Consider the following 15,953-nt stretch of genomic DNA (forward strand, 5'->3'; position numbering starts at 1 on the left):
GCTCGCGGTACTCGTCGGCGCAGGTCTGACAACTGGAGCCACGGTCGTCGACGATCACCGCGATCGCCGAGTCGGGTTCGGCGGCGGCAGCCACCTCGGCGACGTGGTCGAGGCAGCCGTCGAGGTCGTTGAGCGCACCGGGCAGGTCCACCCGCATGACGCAGCCCAGCGCGCCGCGGTCGACCGTCACGAGCACGAGTGAGTTCTCCGGTACGAAGCCCAGCACCGCGGGCAGGGCGGCGATCAGGACGCCGGGCCGGTTCAGGTGGAAATCGGGTGAGTGCGATGTCGTCATGGGCCGACCTTCCCCGCCGGGTCGGACTACCGACGGCGCCCGAGGCCCGCCGACGGCGTACCTGTGGACGAATTCGCGGTTGGGGATGAATTCACCTCGTGTTGCTGCGTCCAGCGTGCGAGATCACCGCAACCGGCGTACACCTAGTGGCTATGGGTTCGATGCTGGAGTATGACCTGGTCGTCATCGGTTCGGGCCCGGGCGGCCAGAAAGCCGCCATCGCGGCAGCGAAGCTCGGCAAATCGGTCGCCGTGATCGAACGCGGACGGATGCTCGGCGGCGTCTGCGTGAACACCGGAACCATCCCGTCCAAGACGCTGCGCGAGGCGGTCGTCTACCTCACCGGGATGAGCCAGCGCGAGCTGTACGGCTCCAGCTACCGGGTCAAGGAGAAGATCACCCCCGCCGATCTGCTGGCCCGCACGAGCCATGTCATCGGCAAGGAGCAGGACGTCGTGCGCTCACAGCTGATGCGCAACCGGATCGACCTGGTCCAGGGGCACGGCCGGTTCGTCGACGCGCACACCGTGCTGGTCGAGGAGCCCACCCGCGGGGAGAGCACCACCGTCCGCGGTGAATACATCGTCATCGCCACCGGCACCAAGCCGGCGCGGCCCACCGGGGTGGAGTTCGACGAGGAGCGGGTGCTCGACTCCGACGGCATCCTGGACCTCAAATCGCTGCCGACGACGATGGTCGTGGTGGGCGCCGGTGTGATCGGCATCGAGTACGCGTCGATGTTCGCCGCGCTGGGCACCAAGGTGACCGTCGTCGAGAAGCGCGAGAACATGCTCGAGTTCTGCGATCCCGAGATCATCGAGGCGCTCAAGTTCCACCTGCGCGACCTGGCGGTGACGTTCCGGTTCGGCGAGGAGGTCACCGCCGTCGACGTCGGCGCCGCCGGCACCGTCACCACGCTGGCCAGCGGCAAACAGATCCCCGCCGAAACCGTGATGTACTCGGCGGGCCGGCAGGGCCAGACCGACCACCTCGATCTCGGCAACGCCGGCCTGGAAACCGATGCGCGCGGGCGGATCTCCGTCGACAGCAACTTCCAGACCATGGTCGACCACGTCTACGCCGTCGGCGACGTGATCGGCTTCCCGGCGCTGGCGGCCACCTCGATGGACCAGGGCCGGCTGGCGGCCTACCACGCGTTCGGCGAACCCGCCAAGGGCATGACCGACCTGCAGCCCATCGGCATCTACTCCATCCCCGAGGTGTCCTACGTCGGCGCCACCGAAGTCGAACTCACCCGAAACGCCATCCCCTACGAGGTCGGCGTGTCGCGGTACCGCGAGCTGGCCCGCGGGCAGATCGCCGGCGACTCCTACGGCATGCTCAAGCTGCTGGTCTCCACCGACGACCTGAAGTTGCTGGGCGTGCACATCTTCGGCACCAGCGCCACCGAGATGGTGCACATCGGTCAGGCGGTGATGGGCTGCGGCGGCACCATCGAATACCTCGTCGACGCGGTGTTCAACTACCCCACGTTCTCGGAGGCCTACAAGGTCGCCGCGCTCGACGTGATGAACAAGCTGCGTGCGCTGAGCCAGTTCCGGAGCTGACACCGGCGGCTTCAGCGCCGAGCGGCCACTTACCTGGCGGAGATCACCACACACGGCGTCATAACTGGCCGCTCGCAACACCGGAGGATCTGACATCTCGGCCGGATGGGGTATGGGTTACCCGGCAACGGGAACGCATTGTGCGCGACACTAGTTGTACTGGTACAAGACAACATTGTCCGGTACCACGGCGAGGAGGCGAATCATGGCTGACAACGCTGGCAAGCCTGAGCACCACTACCAGCCCGAGCACTCCGGCATGTACGAGCTGGAGTTCCCGGCACCGCAACTGTCGTCGACCGACGGGCGCGGTCCGGTGCTCATCCATGCGTTGGAGGGGTTCTCCGACGCCGGCCACGCGATCCGGTTGGCCGCCCAGCACCTGAAGAACACGTTGGATACCGAGCTGGTGGCGTCGTTCGCCATCGACGAGCTGCTGGACTACCGCTCCCGCCGGCCGCTGATGACGTTCAAGACCGACCACTTCACCCACTACGAGGAACCCGAGCTCAACCTCTACGCGCTACGCGACAGCGTCGGCACCCCGTTCCTGCTGCTGGCCGGCCTGGAGCCGGACCTGCGCTGGGAACGGTTCATCACCGCGGTACGGCTGCTGGCCGAGCGGCTCGGGGTGCGCCGGGTGGTCGGCCTGGGCACGATCCCGATGGCGGTGCCGCACACCCGGCCGATCACGATGACCGCGCATTCCAACGACAAGGAACTCATCGCCGACCACCAGCCGTGGGTGGGTGAGGTGCAGGTGCCGGGCAGTGCGTCGAACCTGCTCGAGTTCCGCATGTCGCAACACGGCCACGAGGTCGTCGGCTACACGGTGCACGTGCCGCACTACCTGGCCCAGACCGACTACCCCGCCGCCGCCGAGGCGTTGCTGGCCGAGGTCTCCCGCAGCGCCGCGCTGCAGATTCCGCTCGACGCGCTCACGACCGCCGGCGCCGAGGTGCTGGACAAGATCAACGAGCAGGTCGAGGCCAGCCCGGAGGTCGCCCAGGTGGTGACCGCCCTGGAGCGTCAGTACGACGCGTTCGTCGCCGCGCAGGAAAACCGGTCGCTGCTGGCCAGCGACGAGGATCTGCCCAGCGGGGACGAACTCGGCGCCGAGTTCGAGCGGTTCCTGGCGCAGCAGGCGGAGAAGAAGTCCAAGGACCGCCACCAGGACGGCGACGACACCGGTTAGCGGGCCGTCCCGGTCAACGGCCGTCGAATAGCGCGACACCGTGAGGCCAGCTAAGTTGTCGCAATGGCAGCGCGAAAGGCCAATCTGCGGCCGGTCCGGGAACTGACACCCACGCTGCAGTTCCGCACCATCCACGGCTACCGTCGCGCGTTCCGGGTGGCGGGTTCGGGGCCGGCGATCCTGCTGATCCACGGCATCGGCGACAACTCGACGACCTGGGAGACGGTGCAGGCCAAGCTCGCCCAGCGGTTCACCGTGATCGCTCCGGATCTGCTGGGGCACGGCAAATCCGACAAGCCGCGCGCGGACTACTCGGTGGCGGCCTACGCCAACGGGATGCGCGATCTGCTCAGCGTGCTCGACATCGACCGAGTCACCGTCGTCGGGCACTCGCTGGGCGGCGGTGTGGCGATGCAGTTCGCCTACCAGTTCCCGCAGTTGGTCGACCGGCTGATCCTGGTCGGCTCCGGCGGGGTCACCAAGGACGTCAACATCGCGCTGCGGTTCGCGTCGCTGCCGATGGGCAGTGAAGCGCTGGCGTTGCTGCGGCTGCCGCTGGTGCTGCCCGCGCTGCAGGCGATGGGCCGGATCGCCGGTGGTGCACTGGGATCCACCGGGCTGGGCCGCGACCTGCCGCAGGCACTGCGCATCCTGGCTGACCTTCCAGAGCCGACCGCATCCTCGGCGTTCGCCCGGACCCTGCGAGCTGTGGTGGACTGGCGCGGCCAGGTGGTCACCATGCTCGACCGCTGCTATCTGACGCAATCGGTTCCGGTGCAGCTGATCTGGGGTAGCGCGGATTCGGTCATCCCGGTCAGCCACGCTCACATGGCACACGCCGCGATGCCCGGTTCGCGACTGGAGATCTTCGAGGGTTGCGGGCACTTCCCGTTCCACGGCGAGCCCGACCGGTTCGTCGAGGTGGTCGAAAAGTTCATCGACTCCACCGAACCCGCCGAACACGACCAGGAGTACCTGCGAGCGTTGCTACGGGCCGGGGCCAACGAAGGCACGATCAGCGGGCCCGGCGACACCCGTGCCGCCGTCCTCGACGCGATCGACGCCGACGAGCGCAGCGCCACCTAGCTCCGGCGCCGAACGAACCCGGCCACCGCCTCATCGGCAGCACGTAGCATCGGGTCATGCCTATCGACGTGACCGTGCTGAGGGTCTTCACCGATCCGGACGGCAATCACGGGAACCCGCTGGGGGTCGTCGACGCGAGCACCGTCGACCCCGCCGACCGGCAACGCATCGCGACGCAATTGGGTTACAGCGAAACGATTTTCATAGATCTGCCCGCTTCCGGCGCGAACACGGCACAGGCCCGGATCTTCACGCCGGCCGTCGAGCTGCCGTTCGCCGGGCATCCGACCGTCGGCGCTTCGTGGTGGCTGCGGGATCGGGGCGCGCCCGTGCACACGTTGCGGGTCCCGGCGGGCATCGTGCAGGTGACCTACCTCGACGACATGGCCGCGATCAGCGCCCGCGCCGAGTGGGCCCCTGACTTCGCGATCTACGACATCGCCTCGGTCGACGAACTGCTTGCCGCCGATCCCGACGACTACTCCGACGACATCAACCACTACCTGTGGACTTGGGCGGACAAGGAGCGCGACGTCGTCCGTTCCCGCATGTTCGCCGCCGACCTGGGCGTGCCCGAGGACGAAGCGACCGGCGCGGCGGCGGTGCGGATCACCGACTACCTGAGCCGCGACCTGCACATCGTGCAGGGCAAGGGCTCGCACATCCACACCCAGTGGAGCCCCGAAGGCTGGGTCCGGGTGGCCGGGCGCGTGGTCGACGACGGCGTCAAGCAGATCGACTGACGACGCGTGCGCGTCGCCTAGCTCGCGGTCGGTTGCGGCGAATCGCGGTGTGCCCGCAGCGCCTCGATCTCCCGCTCGAAGTCCGCGGCCGACGTGAAACCGCGGTACACCGAGGCGAACCGCAGATACGCCACCTCGTCGAGGTCGCGCAGCGGTCCCAGGATCGCCAGCCCGACCTCGTGACTGGGCACCTCCGGACCCGAGGCCCGCACCGTGTCCTCCACCTGCTGGGCGAGCAGGTTCAGCGCGTCGTCGTCGACTTGACGCCCCTGGCAGGCCCGGCGGACGCCCTTGATGACCTTCTCGCGGCTGAACGGTTCGGTGACGCCACTGCGCTTGACCACCGCCAGCACCGCAGTCTCCACCGTCGTGAACCGTTTACCGCACTCCGGGCATGACCGGCGCCGGCGAATCGCCTGGCCCTCGTCGGTTTCCCGGGAATCCACGACGCGCGAATCGGGATGACGGCAGAACGGACAATGCATTACCGCTCCTTCGTCACGCCAACAAACGACTACGTCAAACGTCTTCGAGCGTACCCGCGCCGTCTCGCGCAAGCCCAGAACCGGGCCGATCGGCGCGTAGTCCGCCCACCTGTCGGTGAACATCTGTGCGTGACAAGGTTTTCGACGTGACCGCGCGGTCAGCCGACCGGCGCGATCAACGTCTGGCCGGCGTCGAGCGCCGCGGTGTCGAGCTGATTGAGCTCGCGGATCCGCTCGACCACCTGGCTCACCGGCGCCTCCGGCGCCACGCGCTGCGCGACCTGGTGCAGGCTCTCACCCATCTGGACCTGCACGACCGCCAGCCGGTCGGGCACCGCCGCCGGGGTTGCGCCGACCACGCCGCCGAACTGCGCCACCAGGCCCAGCCATACCGTGATCCCCGCGGCGACCAGCGCCAGCAGCACCGTGGTGCCGGGAGTGATCGGCCGCCTGCGGTGCGAGGCCCGCGACATCACGACCCCCGGACCGCGGTAGCGCAGCGGCGCACCGCCCGGGCGCTGCGACCGCGGCCGCCGACCCGGTGCGCCGCGCCGGCTCGGTTCGACACGCCTGCGGGGCCGCGCCGCAGGTACTGCCTGGATTTCCCGGGTTTCGAGGATCGTCATCGTGGTTGCCTTCCCGTCCGCTGCTTCGCTCTTGTGTTCGAACAATACTCGCTCACGTGTTCGAGTGATAGAACATGTGATCGAACTGTTGCCAAACGAAAAAGCAGGGCACCGACAAAAAATCTGCGCGCAACCATCGGCCGCTTCCGACGCCCCGACCGACCTCCGCCAATCCCGACACGCCTCGAACAAATGTTTGAAAAATGACTTGCTGCGGGTTACATTCGGCGCCATGGACTCCAGCAGCGACACCCCGGACCGCACCCGCGGCCGCAGCCTCGACACGAGTCTGACCGAGCGTCAGCGCACCATCCTCGAGGTCATCCGCACCTCGGTGACCAGCCGCGGCTATCCGCCGAGCATCCGGGAGATCGGCGACGCGGTCGGCCTGACGTCGACGTCGTCGGTGGCCCACCAACTGCGCACCCTGGAGCGCAAGGGCTATCTGCGCCGGGACCCGAATCGCCCTCGCGCGGTGGATGTCCGCGGCGCCGACGAGGTGGCCGCCACACCGATCGTCGCCACCGACGTCGCCGGTTCCGACGCCCTGCCGGAACCCACGTTCGTGCCGGTGCTGGGACGCATCGCCGCCGGCGGCCCGATCCTGGCCGAGGAGGCCGTCGAGGACGTCTTCCCGCTACCGCGCGAACTGGTCGGCGAGGGCTCGCTGTTCCTGCTCAAGGTGGTCGGCGATTCGATGGTCGACGCGGCGATCTGCGACGGCGACTGGGTGGTGGTACGTCAGCAGAACGTCGCCGACAACGGCGACATCGTCGCCGCGATGATCGATGGCGAGGCGACGGTCAAGACCTTCAAGCGCACCCGCGGACAGGTCTGGCTGATGCCGCACAACCCGGCCTTCGATCCGATCCCCGGTAACGACGCCGCGGTGCTCGGCAAGGTCGTCACTGTCATCCGCAAGATCTAGTCGGCGCGGACGAACCCGTTCGTCACCGCGAAATCCTCGCTGGAGAACCAGATTTCGGCGCGCGCCTCGTCGTAGGCGGCCGACCCCGGCACCCAGTAGCGGCCCGACTGGGTGTCGGCCTTGATCGGGTATCCCTCGGGCGCCTCTGCCGAGTCGCCGACCGGCAGCCGGAATGCCGGCGCCGGGGTCTCCGGCTCGTCGATCTCGATGCGGGCGTGGCGACCGGTGTCGGTCAACGGATCCCGGTCCGGTGTGGTCTGCGCGCCCAGCGAAGGTAGCGGTGTCGGAGCGGTGATGACGTCGTCCGGGTTCTCCTCGGGCTCCTCGTCCCCGGCCTGGTGCTGGTCCTCGAGGTGCTGGTCCTCGAGGTGCTGGTCGGCCTGGGGCGGTTCGAGGTCGCCGAAGTCGCCGTACGGATCGACCGGATCGACCGGATCCTTGACGTCGTCGGGTGCCGGCTCATCGAATTCGCGCGGCGCTTCCCACGGGCTGTTCACCGGATCGTCGGGGCCCACCGGGTTCAGTGCGCCCATGCCTTCGCGGGCATACCGGTCGCCGAACATCGCGGCGGCGTAATCTTCGCTGCTGGACTGTTCGACGTCGGGCTCACGCGCGCCGACGGCGCTGTAGACGCGGTCGACGTCGCTGCCGTAGCCGTCGTCGAACCGCTCCTCGTCGAAGCCCGGATGCCAGTCGTCGCTGCGCCGGTTGCGCATCGTCGCGAACACGACCACACCGATCAGGATCAGCACCGGCACGATCGCCAGCAGCCACCACCAGCTCCAGCCGAACCAGCTCGACCCGTCAGAGTCGCCGGGCGGCGCGGCCGGCGTGTCGGGCACCTGCTCGCCGGGCACCTGTAGATCGGACAACTGGCCGGCCAGGTTGGCCGGTTCGGTGCTGAAGTCGCCGGTGGCGCGGTCCCAGGACACGACGCCGCCGCTGAACCGCTGGGTGAGCACACCGTCGCTCTCGGTGTGGTCGGCCATCGGCGCGCCGAGCGGGCCCTCGGCCCCGTCGAGCTTGTCCCAGGCCGCACGCATCGGGCCGCGAACCAGGACGGCGCCGTAATCGGGGGTCCAGAAGATCACCGGTTTGTCCTCGGCGGCGAACGTCGACATCCGGCTGGCGGCGCCGGCTCCGCCGACTTCCTCACCGGAGGTCGGGAAACCGAGGTCGCCTTGCGGCCCGCCGAGGCTTTCGTACTTGGCGAGCACCTGGCCGGTGACCACCCGCGCGCCGGTCGCCGGGCTGTAGAAGATTTTGCCGCCGGCGAAGTTCTGGCCGAGACCGTCCTCGCCGATCTTGTACGGCGGCCCCTCGGCGGCGCCGAGCGGGCCCAGCGCTCCCCCGGCGGCGCGGCGGGCGGCGTTGATCGCCGACGTCGGATCGGCGGGCACCTCGAGCCCGGTCAGCTGCGCGGCCAGCTCCGGCGGGACGGTGGTGAACGTCTTGTCGCGCGTGTTGTACGTCAGCTCACCGCCGGTGAACTTCTGCGAGACGAGATCCCCGCGGTACGCCTCGTCGCCGGCGGGCACGCCGAGCACTCCGGAGGATCCGCCGAGCTTGTCCCAGGCGGCGTTGATGGGTCCGCGCACCACCCGGGCGCCGGTGTCGGCGGTCCAGAAGATCACCGGTTTGTCGGCGGCGCTGAACGTGGTGTTGAAGCTGCCGGGGGCGCGGCCCGGCCCGTCGTCGATCGTGGGGAAGCCCAGGTCGCTGTCGGCGGGCCCGCCGAGTGACTCGTACTTCTCCAGAATCGCGCCGCGCACGTAGTGGGCGCCGGTCTGCGGGGTGAAGAACATCTTGCCGGCGCTGTAGTTCTGCGCGAAGCCGTCACCGGCGGGGTACAAGTCGCCCTGTTCGGCTCCCAGCGGCCCGCCGGGTCCGCCGCTGGCCTGCCACGCCGCGGTGATCGCGGCGTCGGCGTCGGATTCCGGAGTCGCCGCCGCGACCGGGCTCATCAGCAGGGCCGCCGCACCGGCGAGCAGCCCGATCGCCATCCGCGCCCACGTCGCCGTGCGTCGGCTGTTCTGCCCGCTCATTCGTCCTCCCGCGTCGGCACGAAATTCCTGCAATTTCGCGCCCGTCAACTGCTGTCAGCTGACGTCGATCACCTACGAATACGCCGATCCTGGCAAGGAAAATACCTGTCTGCGGGCCCATCGCTGGGATCAACCCCCGTTTGAGCGAGGGCAATTGCAGCAGCTAGACGCCCAAACCAAAGCCGAGGATCGGGTTCAACGCCGCGGTCTGCAGTTTGCAGGCGGTCGCCGAGAATGGCCTACGCCACCACAAATTGAGATGCGCAGCCGTAGCCACCGTGCATTTGTCTGGGCAAAGTCGAATCAAATACCCGCACAAATTCTCCGCGCCATTGCACGGTCGCCGATCGGTCACCGAAGTCGCGGACGGACCTAAGATCGCGCCATGTCCCGCCCTGCCAGCCTCACGCATTGGGGCGCCTTCACCGCGACGATGGCCGACGGGGACATCGCGGCGGTCACCGCGGCCGAAGGTGACGCCGACCCCTCTCCCCTGCTCGGCAACCTGCCCGGCTCGCTGCGGCACCGGTCGAGGGTGGCGGCCCCCGCCGTGCGTCGCGGCTGGCTGCGCGCGGGCCCGGGTCCGTCGGACCGGCGCGGCGACGACGAGTTCGTCGCGGTGTCGTGGGACGAACTCGAAGAGATCCTCGCCACGGAGTTGCGGCGCGTGGTCGACACCCACGGCAACGAGGCGGTCTTCGGCGGCTCCTACGGCTGGTCCAGCGCCGGCCGCTTCCACCACGCCCAGAGCCAGGTGCACCGCTTCCTGAACCTGCTTGGCGGCTACACGTTTTCGCGGCACTCCTACAGCCTGGGCGCGACCGGGGTGATCATGCCCCGCGTCGTCGGCACGCACGACGACCTGTTCAAACGCTCGACGTCGTGGGAGGTCATCGTCGAGCACACCGATCTGCTGGTCTGCTTCGGCGGGATCGCGTTGAAGAACACCGCGATCAACCACGGCGGCACCACGGCGCATCCGGCCCGCGACGCGCTGCGCAAGTTCCGTGCCCGCGGCGGCCGCATCGTGTCGTTCTCCCCGCTGCGCGACGACGTCGACGGCGACTGCGACTGGCATGCCCTGATCCCGGGCACCGACGTGGCGGTCATGCTGGGCCTGGCCTACGTGCTGGCCACCGAGAACCTGGCCGACCGGGAGTTCCTGGCCACCTACTGCACCGGCTATGACCGCTTCGAGCGCTATCTGCTCGGCCACGACGACGGGGTGCCCAAGTCGCCGCAGTGGGCGTCGACGATCAGCGGTCTTCCCGCCGATGACCTGACCGAACTGGCCCGTCGGATGGCCGGACAGCGCACGATCGTCACCGTCAGCTGGTCTCTGCAGCGCATCCGGCACGGCGAGCAGGCCCCGTGGATGGGGCTGACACTGGCCGCCATGCTCGGCCAGATCGGCCTTCCCGGAGGCGGATTCGGGCACGGCTACGGCTCGATGAACGAGCCGGGCCTGCCGCCGCTGCGTTCGGAGCTGCCGCGCCTGCCGCAGGGCATCAACCCGGTGCAGAGCTTCATCCCCGTCGCCGCGATCAGCGACCTGCTACTGCGCCCGGGCGAGCAGTTCGACTACAACGGGCGCCGCCTGAGGTTCCCCGAGATCAAACTGGTGTACTGGGCCGGCGGAAACCCGTTCCACCACCACCAGAACATCCCGCGGTTACGGCGCGCGCTGAGCCGGGTGGACACGATCGTCGTGCACGATCCGTACTGGACCGCGATGGCCAAGCACGCCGACATCGTGGTGCCCTCGACGACGGCGTTCGAACGCGAGGACTATTCGGGCTCGCGTAACGACCCGGTGCTGATGGCAATGCCCCGACTCGCCGAACCGTTCGCCCGATCCCGGGACGACTATTCGACTTTCGCCGCTCTGGCCCACCGCCTCGGCTTCGGCGAGCAGTTCACCGAGGGCCGTACCGCACGTCAGTGGTTGGCGCACCTGTACGACAAGTGGGCCGCCGCACTCGATTTCGCGGTGCCGACGTTCGACGAGTTCTGGCAGCAGGGTCGGCTGCGGCTAGCCACCGAGGACGGGCTGACACTGCTGGCCGATTACCGCGCCGATCCGGCGGCACACCGACTGGGCACCCCGAGCGGGCGCATCGAGATCTTCTCCGCTGACATCGACGGGTTCGGATACGACGACTGCGCTGGGCACCCCAAATGGTTCGAGCCCTCCGAATGGCTCAAATCGCCTCGCGCCACGCAGTTTCCACTTCACCTGCTCGCCAACCAGCCGGCGTCGCGACTGCACGGGCAACTCGACGGCGGCGCGGTCAGCCAGGCGTCGAAAATTCAAGGGCGTGAACCGATCCGGATGCATCCTTCAGATGCCGCCGCCCGCGGCCTGAGCGACGGTGACATCGTGCGGGTGTTCAACGACCGGGGAGCCTGCCTGGCCGGGCTGGTGGTCGACGACCGGTTGCGGCCCTCAGTGGTGCAACTGGCCACCGGGGCCTGGTTCGATCCCGCGGACCCGTCGGATCCCGATGCGATGTGCGTGCACGGGAATCCGAACGTGCTGACCGACGATTCGGGCACCTCGAAGCTCGCCCACGGTTGCACGGGCGCCCATGTGCTGGTGCAGGTGGAGAAGTTCACGGGCGAGTTGCCGCCGGTACGCGCCCACGAACCGCCGGTGATCCGGCGGCGTGAGTGAACCCACACTTCGTTTAGCGGATGGTCGTTTCGGGAATCTGCATGACCACATCCGAACCGACCGGAAGGAACCCGACGATGTCGTCGAACAACAGTGGGCCCGAAGAAGCCGTCAAAGGCGTCGTCGAAGGCGTGAAGGGCAAGGCCAAGGAGGTGCTCGGCGCGGTCGCGGGCCGTGACGACCTGTACCGCGAGGGCCAGGCCCAGCAGGACAAGGCCGAAGCACAGCGCAACGCCGCCGAGAAAGAGGCGGAGGCTGAAAGCGCCCGCGCGGCGGCCAAGACCGCCGAGAAGCGTCAGCAAGCCGAGCAGCAGTAGAAAACGACCGAGGGCGCGGGGAGGCGAACGCTTCTCCGCGCCTTTTGGCGTCTATTCGAACGTGGCGAATTCGCGCAGACTCGCCTCGAGCGCAACCGGGACCCGCGCCTTGATCCTGGTGCCGTCGCCGGTGTGCTCGACGGCGTCCACCCGACCGTCGGCGTGCACGCGGTTCACCAGATCGCCGCGGTCGTACGGGATCGTCACGTCCACGGTGATGTCGGTGGGCGGGATCAGCTCGGCCATCCTCTGCTGCAGCCGGTCCAGCCCGTCACCGGTGTGCGCGGAGACGAACACCGCGTCGGGCAGGGCGCGTCGCAGCTGGGCCAGCGTCAAACCGTCGGCGGAGTCGGTCTTGTTGACCACCAACAACTCCGGCGCTCGCGACACATCACGCTCGGCTACCACCTCGTTGACGACCTGGCGCACCGCGTTGATCTGCGCCAGCGGATTCGCATCGGATCCGTCGACGACATGCACCAGCAGGTCGGCGTCGACGACCTCCTCCAGCGTCGAGCGGAACGCCTCGACGAGTTGCGTGGGCAGGTGCCGGACGAACCCGACCGTGTCCGTCAGCACGAACGGCCGGCCGTCGGCGAATTCGCCTCGACGCGTGGTGGGTTCGAGGGTGGCGAACAATGCGTTCTCGACGAGTACGCCCGCGCCGGTGAGCGCGTTGAGCAGGCTCGACTTGCCGGCGTTGGTGTAGCCGACGATCGCGATCGACGGCACCTCGCTGCGACGCCGCCCGCCGCGCTGCGTATCGCGGATCTTCTTCATGTCCTTGATGTCGCGGCGCAATTTCGCCATCCGTTCGCGGATGCGACGGCGGTCGGTCTCGATCTTGGTCTCACCAGGCCCGCGGGTGCCCACCCCGCCGCCGGCGCCGCCCGCGCGGCCACCGGCCTGCCGGGACATCGACTCACCCCAGCCGCGCAGCCGCGGCAGCATGTACTCCATCTGCGCCAGGCTCACCTGTGCCTTGCCTTCGCGGCTGGTCGCGTGCTGGGCGAAGATGTCGAGGATCAGCGCGGTGCGGTCGATCACCTTGACCTTGACCGCCTTCTCCAGGGCGTTGAGCTGGGCGGGGCTGAGTTCGCCGTCGCAGATGACGGTGTCGGCGCCGGTCGCCAGCACCACCTCGCGTAGTTCGGCGGCCTTACCGGAACCGATGTAGGTCGACGGGTCGGGCCGGTCGCGGCGCTGGATCAGCCCGTCGAGCACCTCGGAGCCGGCGGTCTCGGCGAGCGCGGCGAGTTCGGCCAGGCTGGCTTCCGCGTCGGCGACGCTGCCTTCGGTCCAAACCCCAACCAGCACAACACGTTCCAGACGCAACTGGCGGTATTCGACCTCGGAGACGTCGGCCAGTTCGGTCGACAGCCCGGCCACGCGGCGCAACGCCGTGCGGTCTTCGAGGGCCAGCTCACCCGTGCTCGGGGTCTCTTGTGCGGGGAATTCGGGAAACGTCATAGGCGAATACAGATTCGCACGGAGATCACTTTTCATGCACCTCGATTAACGTTGGGCCGCGCTCCACCATTCCTCCGATATCGTCCCGTGCGCCACCAGCACCGACGGGCCGCGCAGGTAACTGCTGGCCTCGGTGACCGTGACGGTGACCTCCCCGCCGGGAACCCGCACGTCCAGAGCCCCGGTGGCGGCACCGGCGAACGCCAGCGCGGCGACCGCCGCCGCGACCGTCCCGGTTCCGCAGGATCGCGTCTCGCCGACCCCGCGCTCGTGCACCCGCATCGCGACCGCGCCGTCGGCCGCTGCGGTCAGCACCTCCACGTTGACACCCCGGGGGAACTGCGCGGCGTCGAACGACACCGGCGCCGCCACGTCCAGTGCGGCCAACTCCTCGAGCGTCAGGTCGGGGTCCACGCACGCCAGATGCGGGTTGCCGACGTCGATGGCCAGCCCCGCGAACGGCCGGCCCCCGACGACCGCCTCGCCGACGCCCAACTGGTTGGCCTTACCCATCTCGACCGTGACGAGCGCGTGGGTGGCGTCCCAGTCGTGCAGCACCACCGGGCGCGGACCGGCCAGCGTGCCCACGACGAACTCTTCGCGCCGCTCCAGACCACTGGCCCGCAGGTAGTGCGCGAAAACCCGGACGCCGTTGCCGCACATCTCCGCAATGGACCCGTCGGCGTTGCGGTAGTCCATGTACCAGTCCTCGGCGGCGACGCCCTCGGGCAGCGCCTCGAACAGCCCCGCCTGCTGGGCGGCGCCGGCCGTGGTCACCCGCAGTACACCGTCGGCGCCCAGCCCGCGACGCCGGTCGCACAGCTCCGCCACCGCCGCAGGCGACAGCGCGCGCTCGAAACCGGTGTCGGGCAGCAGCAGAAAGTCGTTCTGCGTGCCGTGCCCCTTGGCGAACTCCACCCGTTCAGGGTACGTCGCGCCACACCCGCAGGGTGTCGTCCACGAGCCGGGCGGGTTCGGCGCCGTCGAGCCAGGTGATGCGGTGGTCACGCCGGAACCAGGACCGCTGCCGGCGCACGTAGCGCCGGGTGCCGATGAACGTGGGCTCGCGGGCGGCCGATCCGTCACCGCCGGCGTCGATGTCGGCCAGCACCTGCGCGTACCCCAGCGCGCGGGAGGCGGTGACCCCGTCGCGCAGCCCCCGGCCCATCAGCGTGCGCACCTCGCCGACGAGGCCGTCGTCGAACATCTTGTCGGTGCGCAATGCCAGCCGCTCGTCCAGTAACGCGGTCTCCCAATCGATTCCGACGATCACGGTGTCCCATTTGGGTGCGCCGATGGCGGGAAACGACGCCGCGAACGGCTGACCCGTCAGTTCGACGACCTCGAGCGCGCGCACGATCCGGCGCCCGTCGGTCGGCAGGATGGAAGCGGCCGCATCCGCGTCGACGCGCGCCAACTCGCCGTGCAGCGCGGCCACCCCGATCTCGGCCAGCCGCTGCTCCCACCGGGCCCGCACCGCGGGGTCGGTCGCCGGGAACGTCCAGTCGTCGAGCAGCGCCTGGATGTACATCATCGATCCGCCCACCAGGATCGGCACCGCCCCGCGCGCGGCGATCGCCTCGACGTCGGCAGCGGCCGCCCGCTGATAGCGCGCGACGCTGGCGGTCTCGGTCACCTCGAGTACGTCGAGTTGGTGGTGCGGGACGCCGCGGCGCTCGCAGACCCGGAGTTTCGCGGTCCCGATGTCCATTCCCCGGTACAGCTGCATCGCGTCGGCGTTGACGATCTCGGCGGCGCCCAGCCGTTCGGCGATGTCGAGCGCCAGCGCCGATTTCCCGGTCCCGGTCGGCCCGACGACCGCGATGGGTCTCGTCACGGCTTCCAGACGCCGACGAAGTACCCAACCCCGTACGGCGCCCCGCGGTAGAGCTCGCCGGCGGACCGCGGGGCCTCGGCCAGCCCGGCCAGCACCTGGTATGCCACCCGGCCGATCACCGCGCCGGGCAGACGGGTCAACGCCGCGGCGTCGCCGGCGGCCAGCGCGTCGTCGAGGTCGGCCTGCACCGGCACGGAGTCCGGCTCGTGGCCGCCGGGCGCCGACGGTGTCAGCGTGTTGAGCCCGTCGCCGACCACCAGCACACCGATCGGGTCGGCCGCCTCGTCGACCAGTGCCCGCAGCTGCCGTCCGTGCCGTACCGCGGCGTCGCTGTCGTGGTCGGCGGCGTAGGCCCGCACCTCGGCCGTCGCAGCCCCGCCTGCCGCGCCGCGCACCCATCCGGCGATCAGCGCGCACAGCGGCAGCCGGGTCGGCGCGGCGTCGACGTCGGGGGCCAGCGTGACCCGCACGTCGAGGCCGTAGCCGGCGAAGGTGCCGGCCGTCTGCGGGTCCACAACGGTGTCGGTGTCGGCCACCCCGACGGCGATCCACCGGGGCGGCAACTCGGCCACAGCGGAGAACACGGCGTCGCGCAGCCCGGTCAGTTCGGCGGCCGCACCGCCGGCCAGCTCGGGCACCAGCACCGGTGCCGACGGGATGATCGCGATGGCGCTCAGCACGCGT

General features: G+C 69.4%; 15 protein-coding genes. 7 read left to right on the plus strand and 8 right to left on the minus strand.

Features of this window, described 5'->3' with window-relative positions; translation table 11 throughout:
* Window positions 1–295, minus strand: a 295-nt coding sequence (locus tag BHQ18_RS23525; protein WP_131815732.1) for a DUF4192 family protein, incomplete at its 3' end; no start/stop codon positions are given.
* Window positions 296–456: 161 nt separating this feature from the next.
* Here BHQ18_RS23525 and sthA point away from each other — a divergent pair.
* The 4 genes from sthA (at window position 457) to BHQ18_RS23545 (ending at window position 4,887) form a co-directional block, all read left to right on the plus strand.
* Window positions 457–1,863 carry a Si-specific NAD(P)(+) transhydrogenase gene (gene sthA, locus BHQ18_RS23530; protein WP_205866181.1) on the plus strand — a complete coding sequence of 469 codons (1,407 nt, stop codon included), beginning with the start codon at window positions 457–459 and terminating at the stop codon, window positions 1,861–1,863.
* Between the two features lie 205 nt (window positions 1,864–2,068).
* Window positions 2,069–3,058 carry a proteasome assembly chaperone family protein gene (locus BHQ18_RS23535; protein WP_069416072.1) on the plus strand — a complete coding sequence of 330 codons (990 nt, stop codon included), beginning with the start codon at window positions 2,069–2,071 and terminating at the stop codon, window positions 3,056–3,058.
* Between the two features lie 63 nt (window positions 3,059–3,121).
* A complete protein-coding gene (locus tag BHQ18_RS23540) occupies window positions 3,122–4,144 on the plus strand; it encodes an alpha/beta fold hydrolase (protein ID WP_069416073.1) in 1,023 nt (340 codons plus the stop codon).
* A 56-nt stretch (window positions 4,145–4,200) separates the two neighbouring features.
* Window positions 4,201–4,887: a PhzF family protein gene (locus BHQ18_RS23545; RefSeq protein ID WP_069416074.1), complete on the plus strand. Its 687-nt coding sequence runs from the start codon at window positions 4,201–4,203 to the stop codon at window positions 4,885–4,887.
* Between the two features lie 17 nt (window positions 4,888–4,904).
* Here the strand turns inward: BHQ18_RS23545 and nrdR are convergent, their stop codons facing one another.
* Together nrdR and BHQ18_RS23555 are read right to left on the minus strand one after the other, a co-directional pair.
* The gene (gene nrdR / locus BHQ18_RS23550) at window positions 4,905–5,372 is read right to left on the minus strand and encodes a transcriptional regulator NrdR (RefSeq protein WP_069416075.1); all 468 of its coding nucleotides are present in this window, start codon (window positions 5,370–5,372) and stop codon (window positions 4,905–4,907) included.
* A 158-nt stretch (window positions 5,373–5,530) separates the two neighbouring features.
* On the minus strand, window positions 5,531–5,998 hold the full coding sequence (locus BHQ18_RS23555) for a LysM peptidoglycan-binding domain-containing protein (RefSeq protein ID WP_069416166.1): 468 nt from the start codon (window positions 5,996–5,998) through the stop codon (window positions 5,531–5,533).
* A gap of 232 nt (window positions 5,999–6,230) precedes the next feature.
* On the opposite strand from BHQ18_RS23555, the gene lexA reads away from it, so the two are divergent.
* Window positions 6,231–6,926 (plus strand): transcriptional repressor LexA, encoded by a 696-nt coding sequence (gene lexA / locus BHQ18_RS23560; protein WP_069416076.1) that lies wholly within the window; start codon window positions 6,231–6,233, stop codon window positions 6,924–6,926.
* Here lexA and BHQ18_RS23565 read toward each other — a convergent pair.
* Complete coding sequence (locus BHQ18_RS23565; RefSeq protein ID WP_205866177.1) at window positions 6,923–8,971, minus strand: sunset domain-containing protein; 2,049 nt, start codon at window positions 8,969–8,971, stop codon at window positions 6,923–6,925. The genes lexA and BHQ18_RS23565 overlap by 4 nt on opposite strands.
* Window positions 8,972–9,356: 385 nt before the next feature.
* Here BHQ18_RS23565 and BHQ18_RS23570 point away from each other — a divergent pair, with 385 nt between their 5' ends.
* Both BHQ18_RS23570 and mbp1 read left to right on the plus strand, forming a co-directional pair.
* On the plus strand, window positions 9,357–11,645 hold the full coding sequence (locus tag BHQ18_RS23570) for a molybdopterin guanine dinucleotide-containing S/N-oxide reductase (protein WP_069416077.1): 2,289 nt from the start codon (window positions 9,357–9,359) through the stop codon (window positions 11,643–11,645).
* A 77-nt stretch (window positions 11,646–11,722) separates the two neighbouring features.
* Window positions 11,723–11,962: a microaggregate-binding protein 1 gene (gene mbp1, locus BHQ18_RS23575; RefSeq protein ID WP_084294316.1), complete on the plus strand. Its 240-nt coding sequence runs from the start codon at window positions 11,723–11,725 to the stop codon at window positions 11,960–11,962.
* A 51-nt stretch (window positions 11,963–12,013) separates the two neighbouring features.
* Here the strand turns inward: mbp1 and hflX are convergent, their stop codons facing one another.
* The 4 genes from hflX to BHQ18_RS23595 are packed head-to-tail and all read right to left on the minus strand — an operon-like array spanning window position 12,014 to window position 15,949.
* Window positions 12,014–13,432: a GTPase HflX gene (hflX, locus tag BHQ18_RS23580; RefSeq protein WP_109789394.1), complete on the minus strand. Its 1,419-nt coding sequence runs from the start codon at window positions 13,430–13,432 to the stop codon at window positions 12,014–12,016.
* Window positions 13,433–13,477: 45 nt separating this feature from the next.
* Window positions 13,478–14,350 (minus strand): diaminopimelate epimerase, encoded by an 873-nt coding sequence (gene dapF, locus BHQ18_RS23585; RefSeq protein WP_069416080.1) that lies wholly within the window; start codon window positions 14,348–14,350, stop codon window positions 13,478–13,480.
* 4 nt (window positions 14,351–14,354) lie between these two features.
* Window positions 14,355–15,269 (minus strand): tRNA (adenosine(37)-N6)-dimethylallyltransferase MiaA, encoded by a 915-nt coding sequence (gene miaA / locus BHQ18_RS23590; RefSeq protein WP_069416081.1) that lies wholly within the window; start codon window positions 15,267–15,269, stop codon window positions 14,355–14,357.
* The gene (locus BHQ18_RS23595) at window positions 15,266–15,949 is read right to left on the minus strand and encodes a class III extradiol ring-cleavage dioxygenase family protein (RefSeq protein ID WP_069416082.1); all 684 of its coding nucleotides are present in this window, start codon (window positions 15,947–15,949) and stop codon (window positions 15,266–15,268) included. Before BHQ18_RS23595 ends, miaA begins: the two co-directional genes overlap by 4 nt.
* Window positions 15,950–15,953: the final 4 nt, after the last annotated feature.

Source organism: Mycolicibacterium flavescens (assembly GCF_001722335.1).
In the GTDB taxonomy this organism is placed as follows: Bacteria; Actinomycetota; Actinomycetes; order Mycobacteriales; family Mycobacteriaceae; genus Mycobacterium; species Mycobacterium flavescens.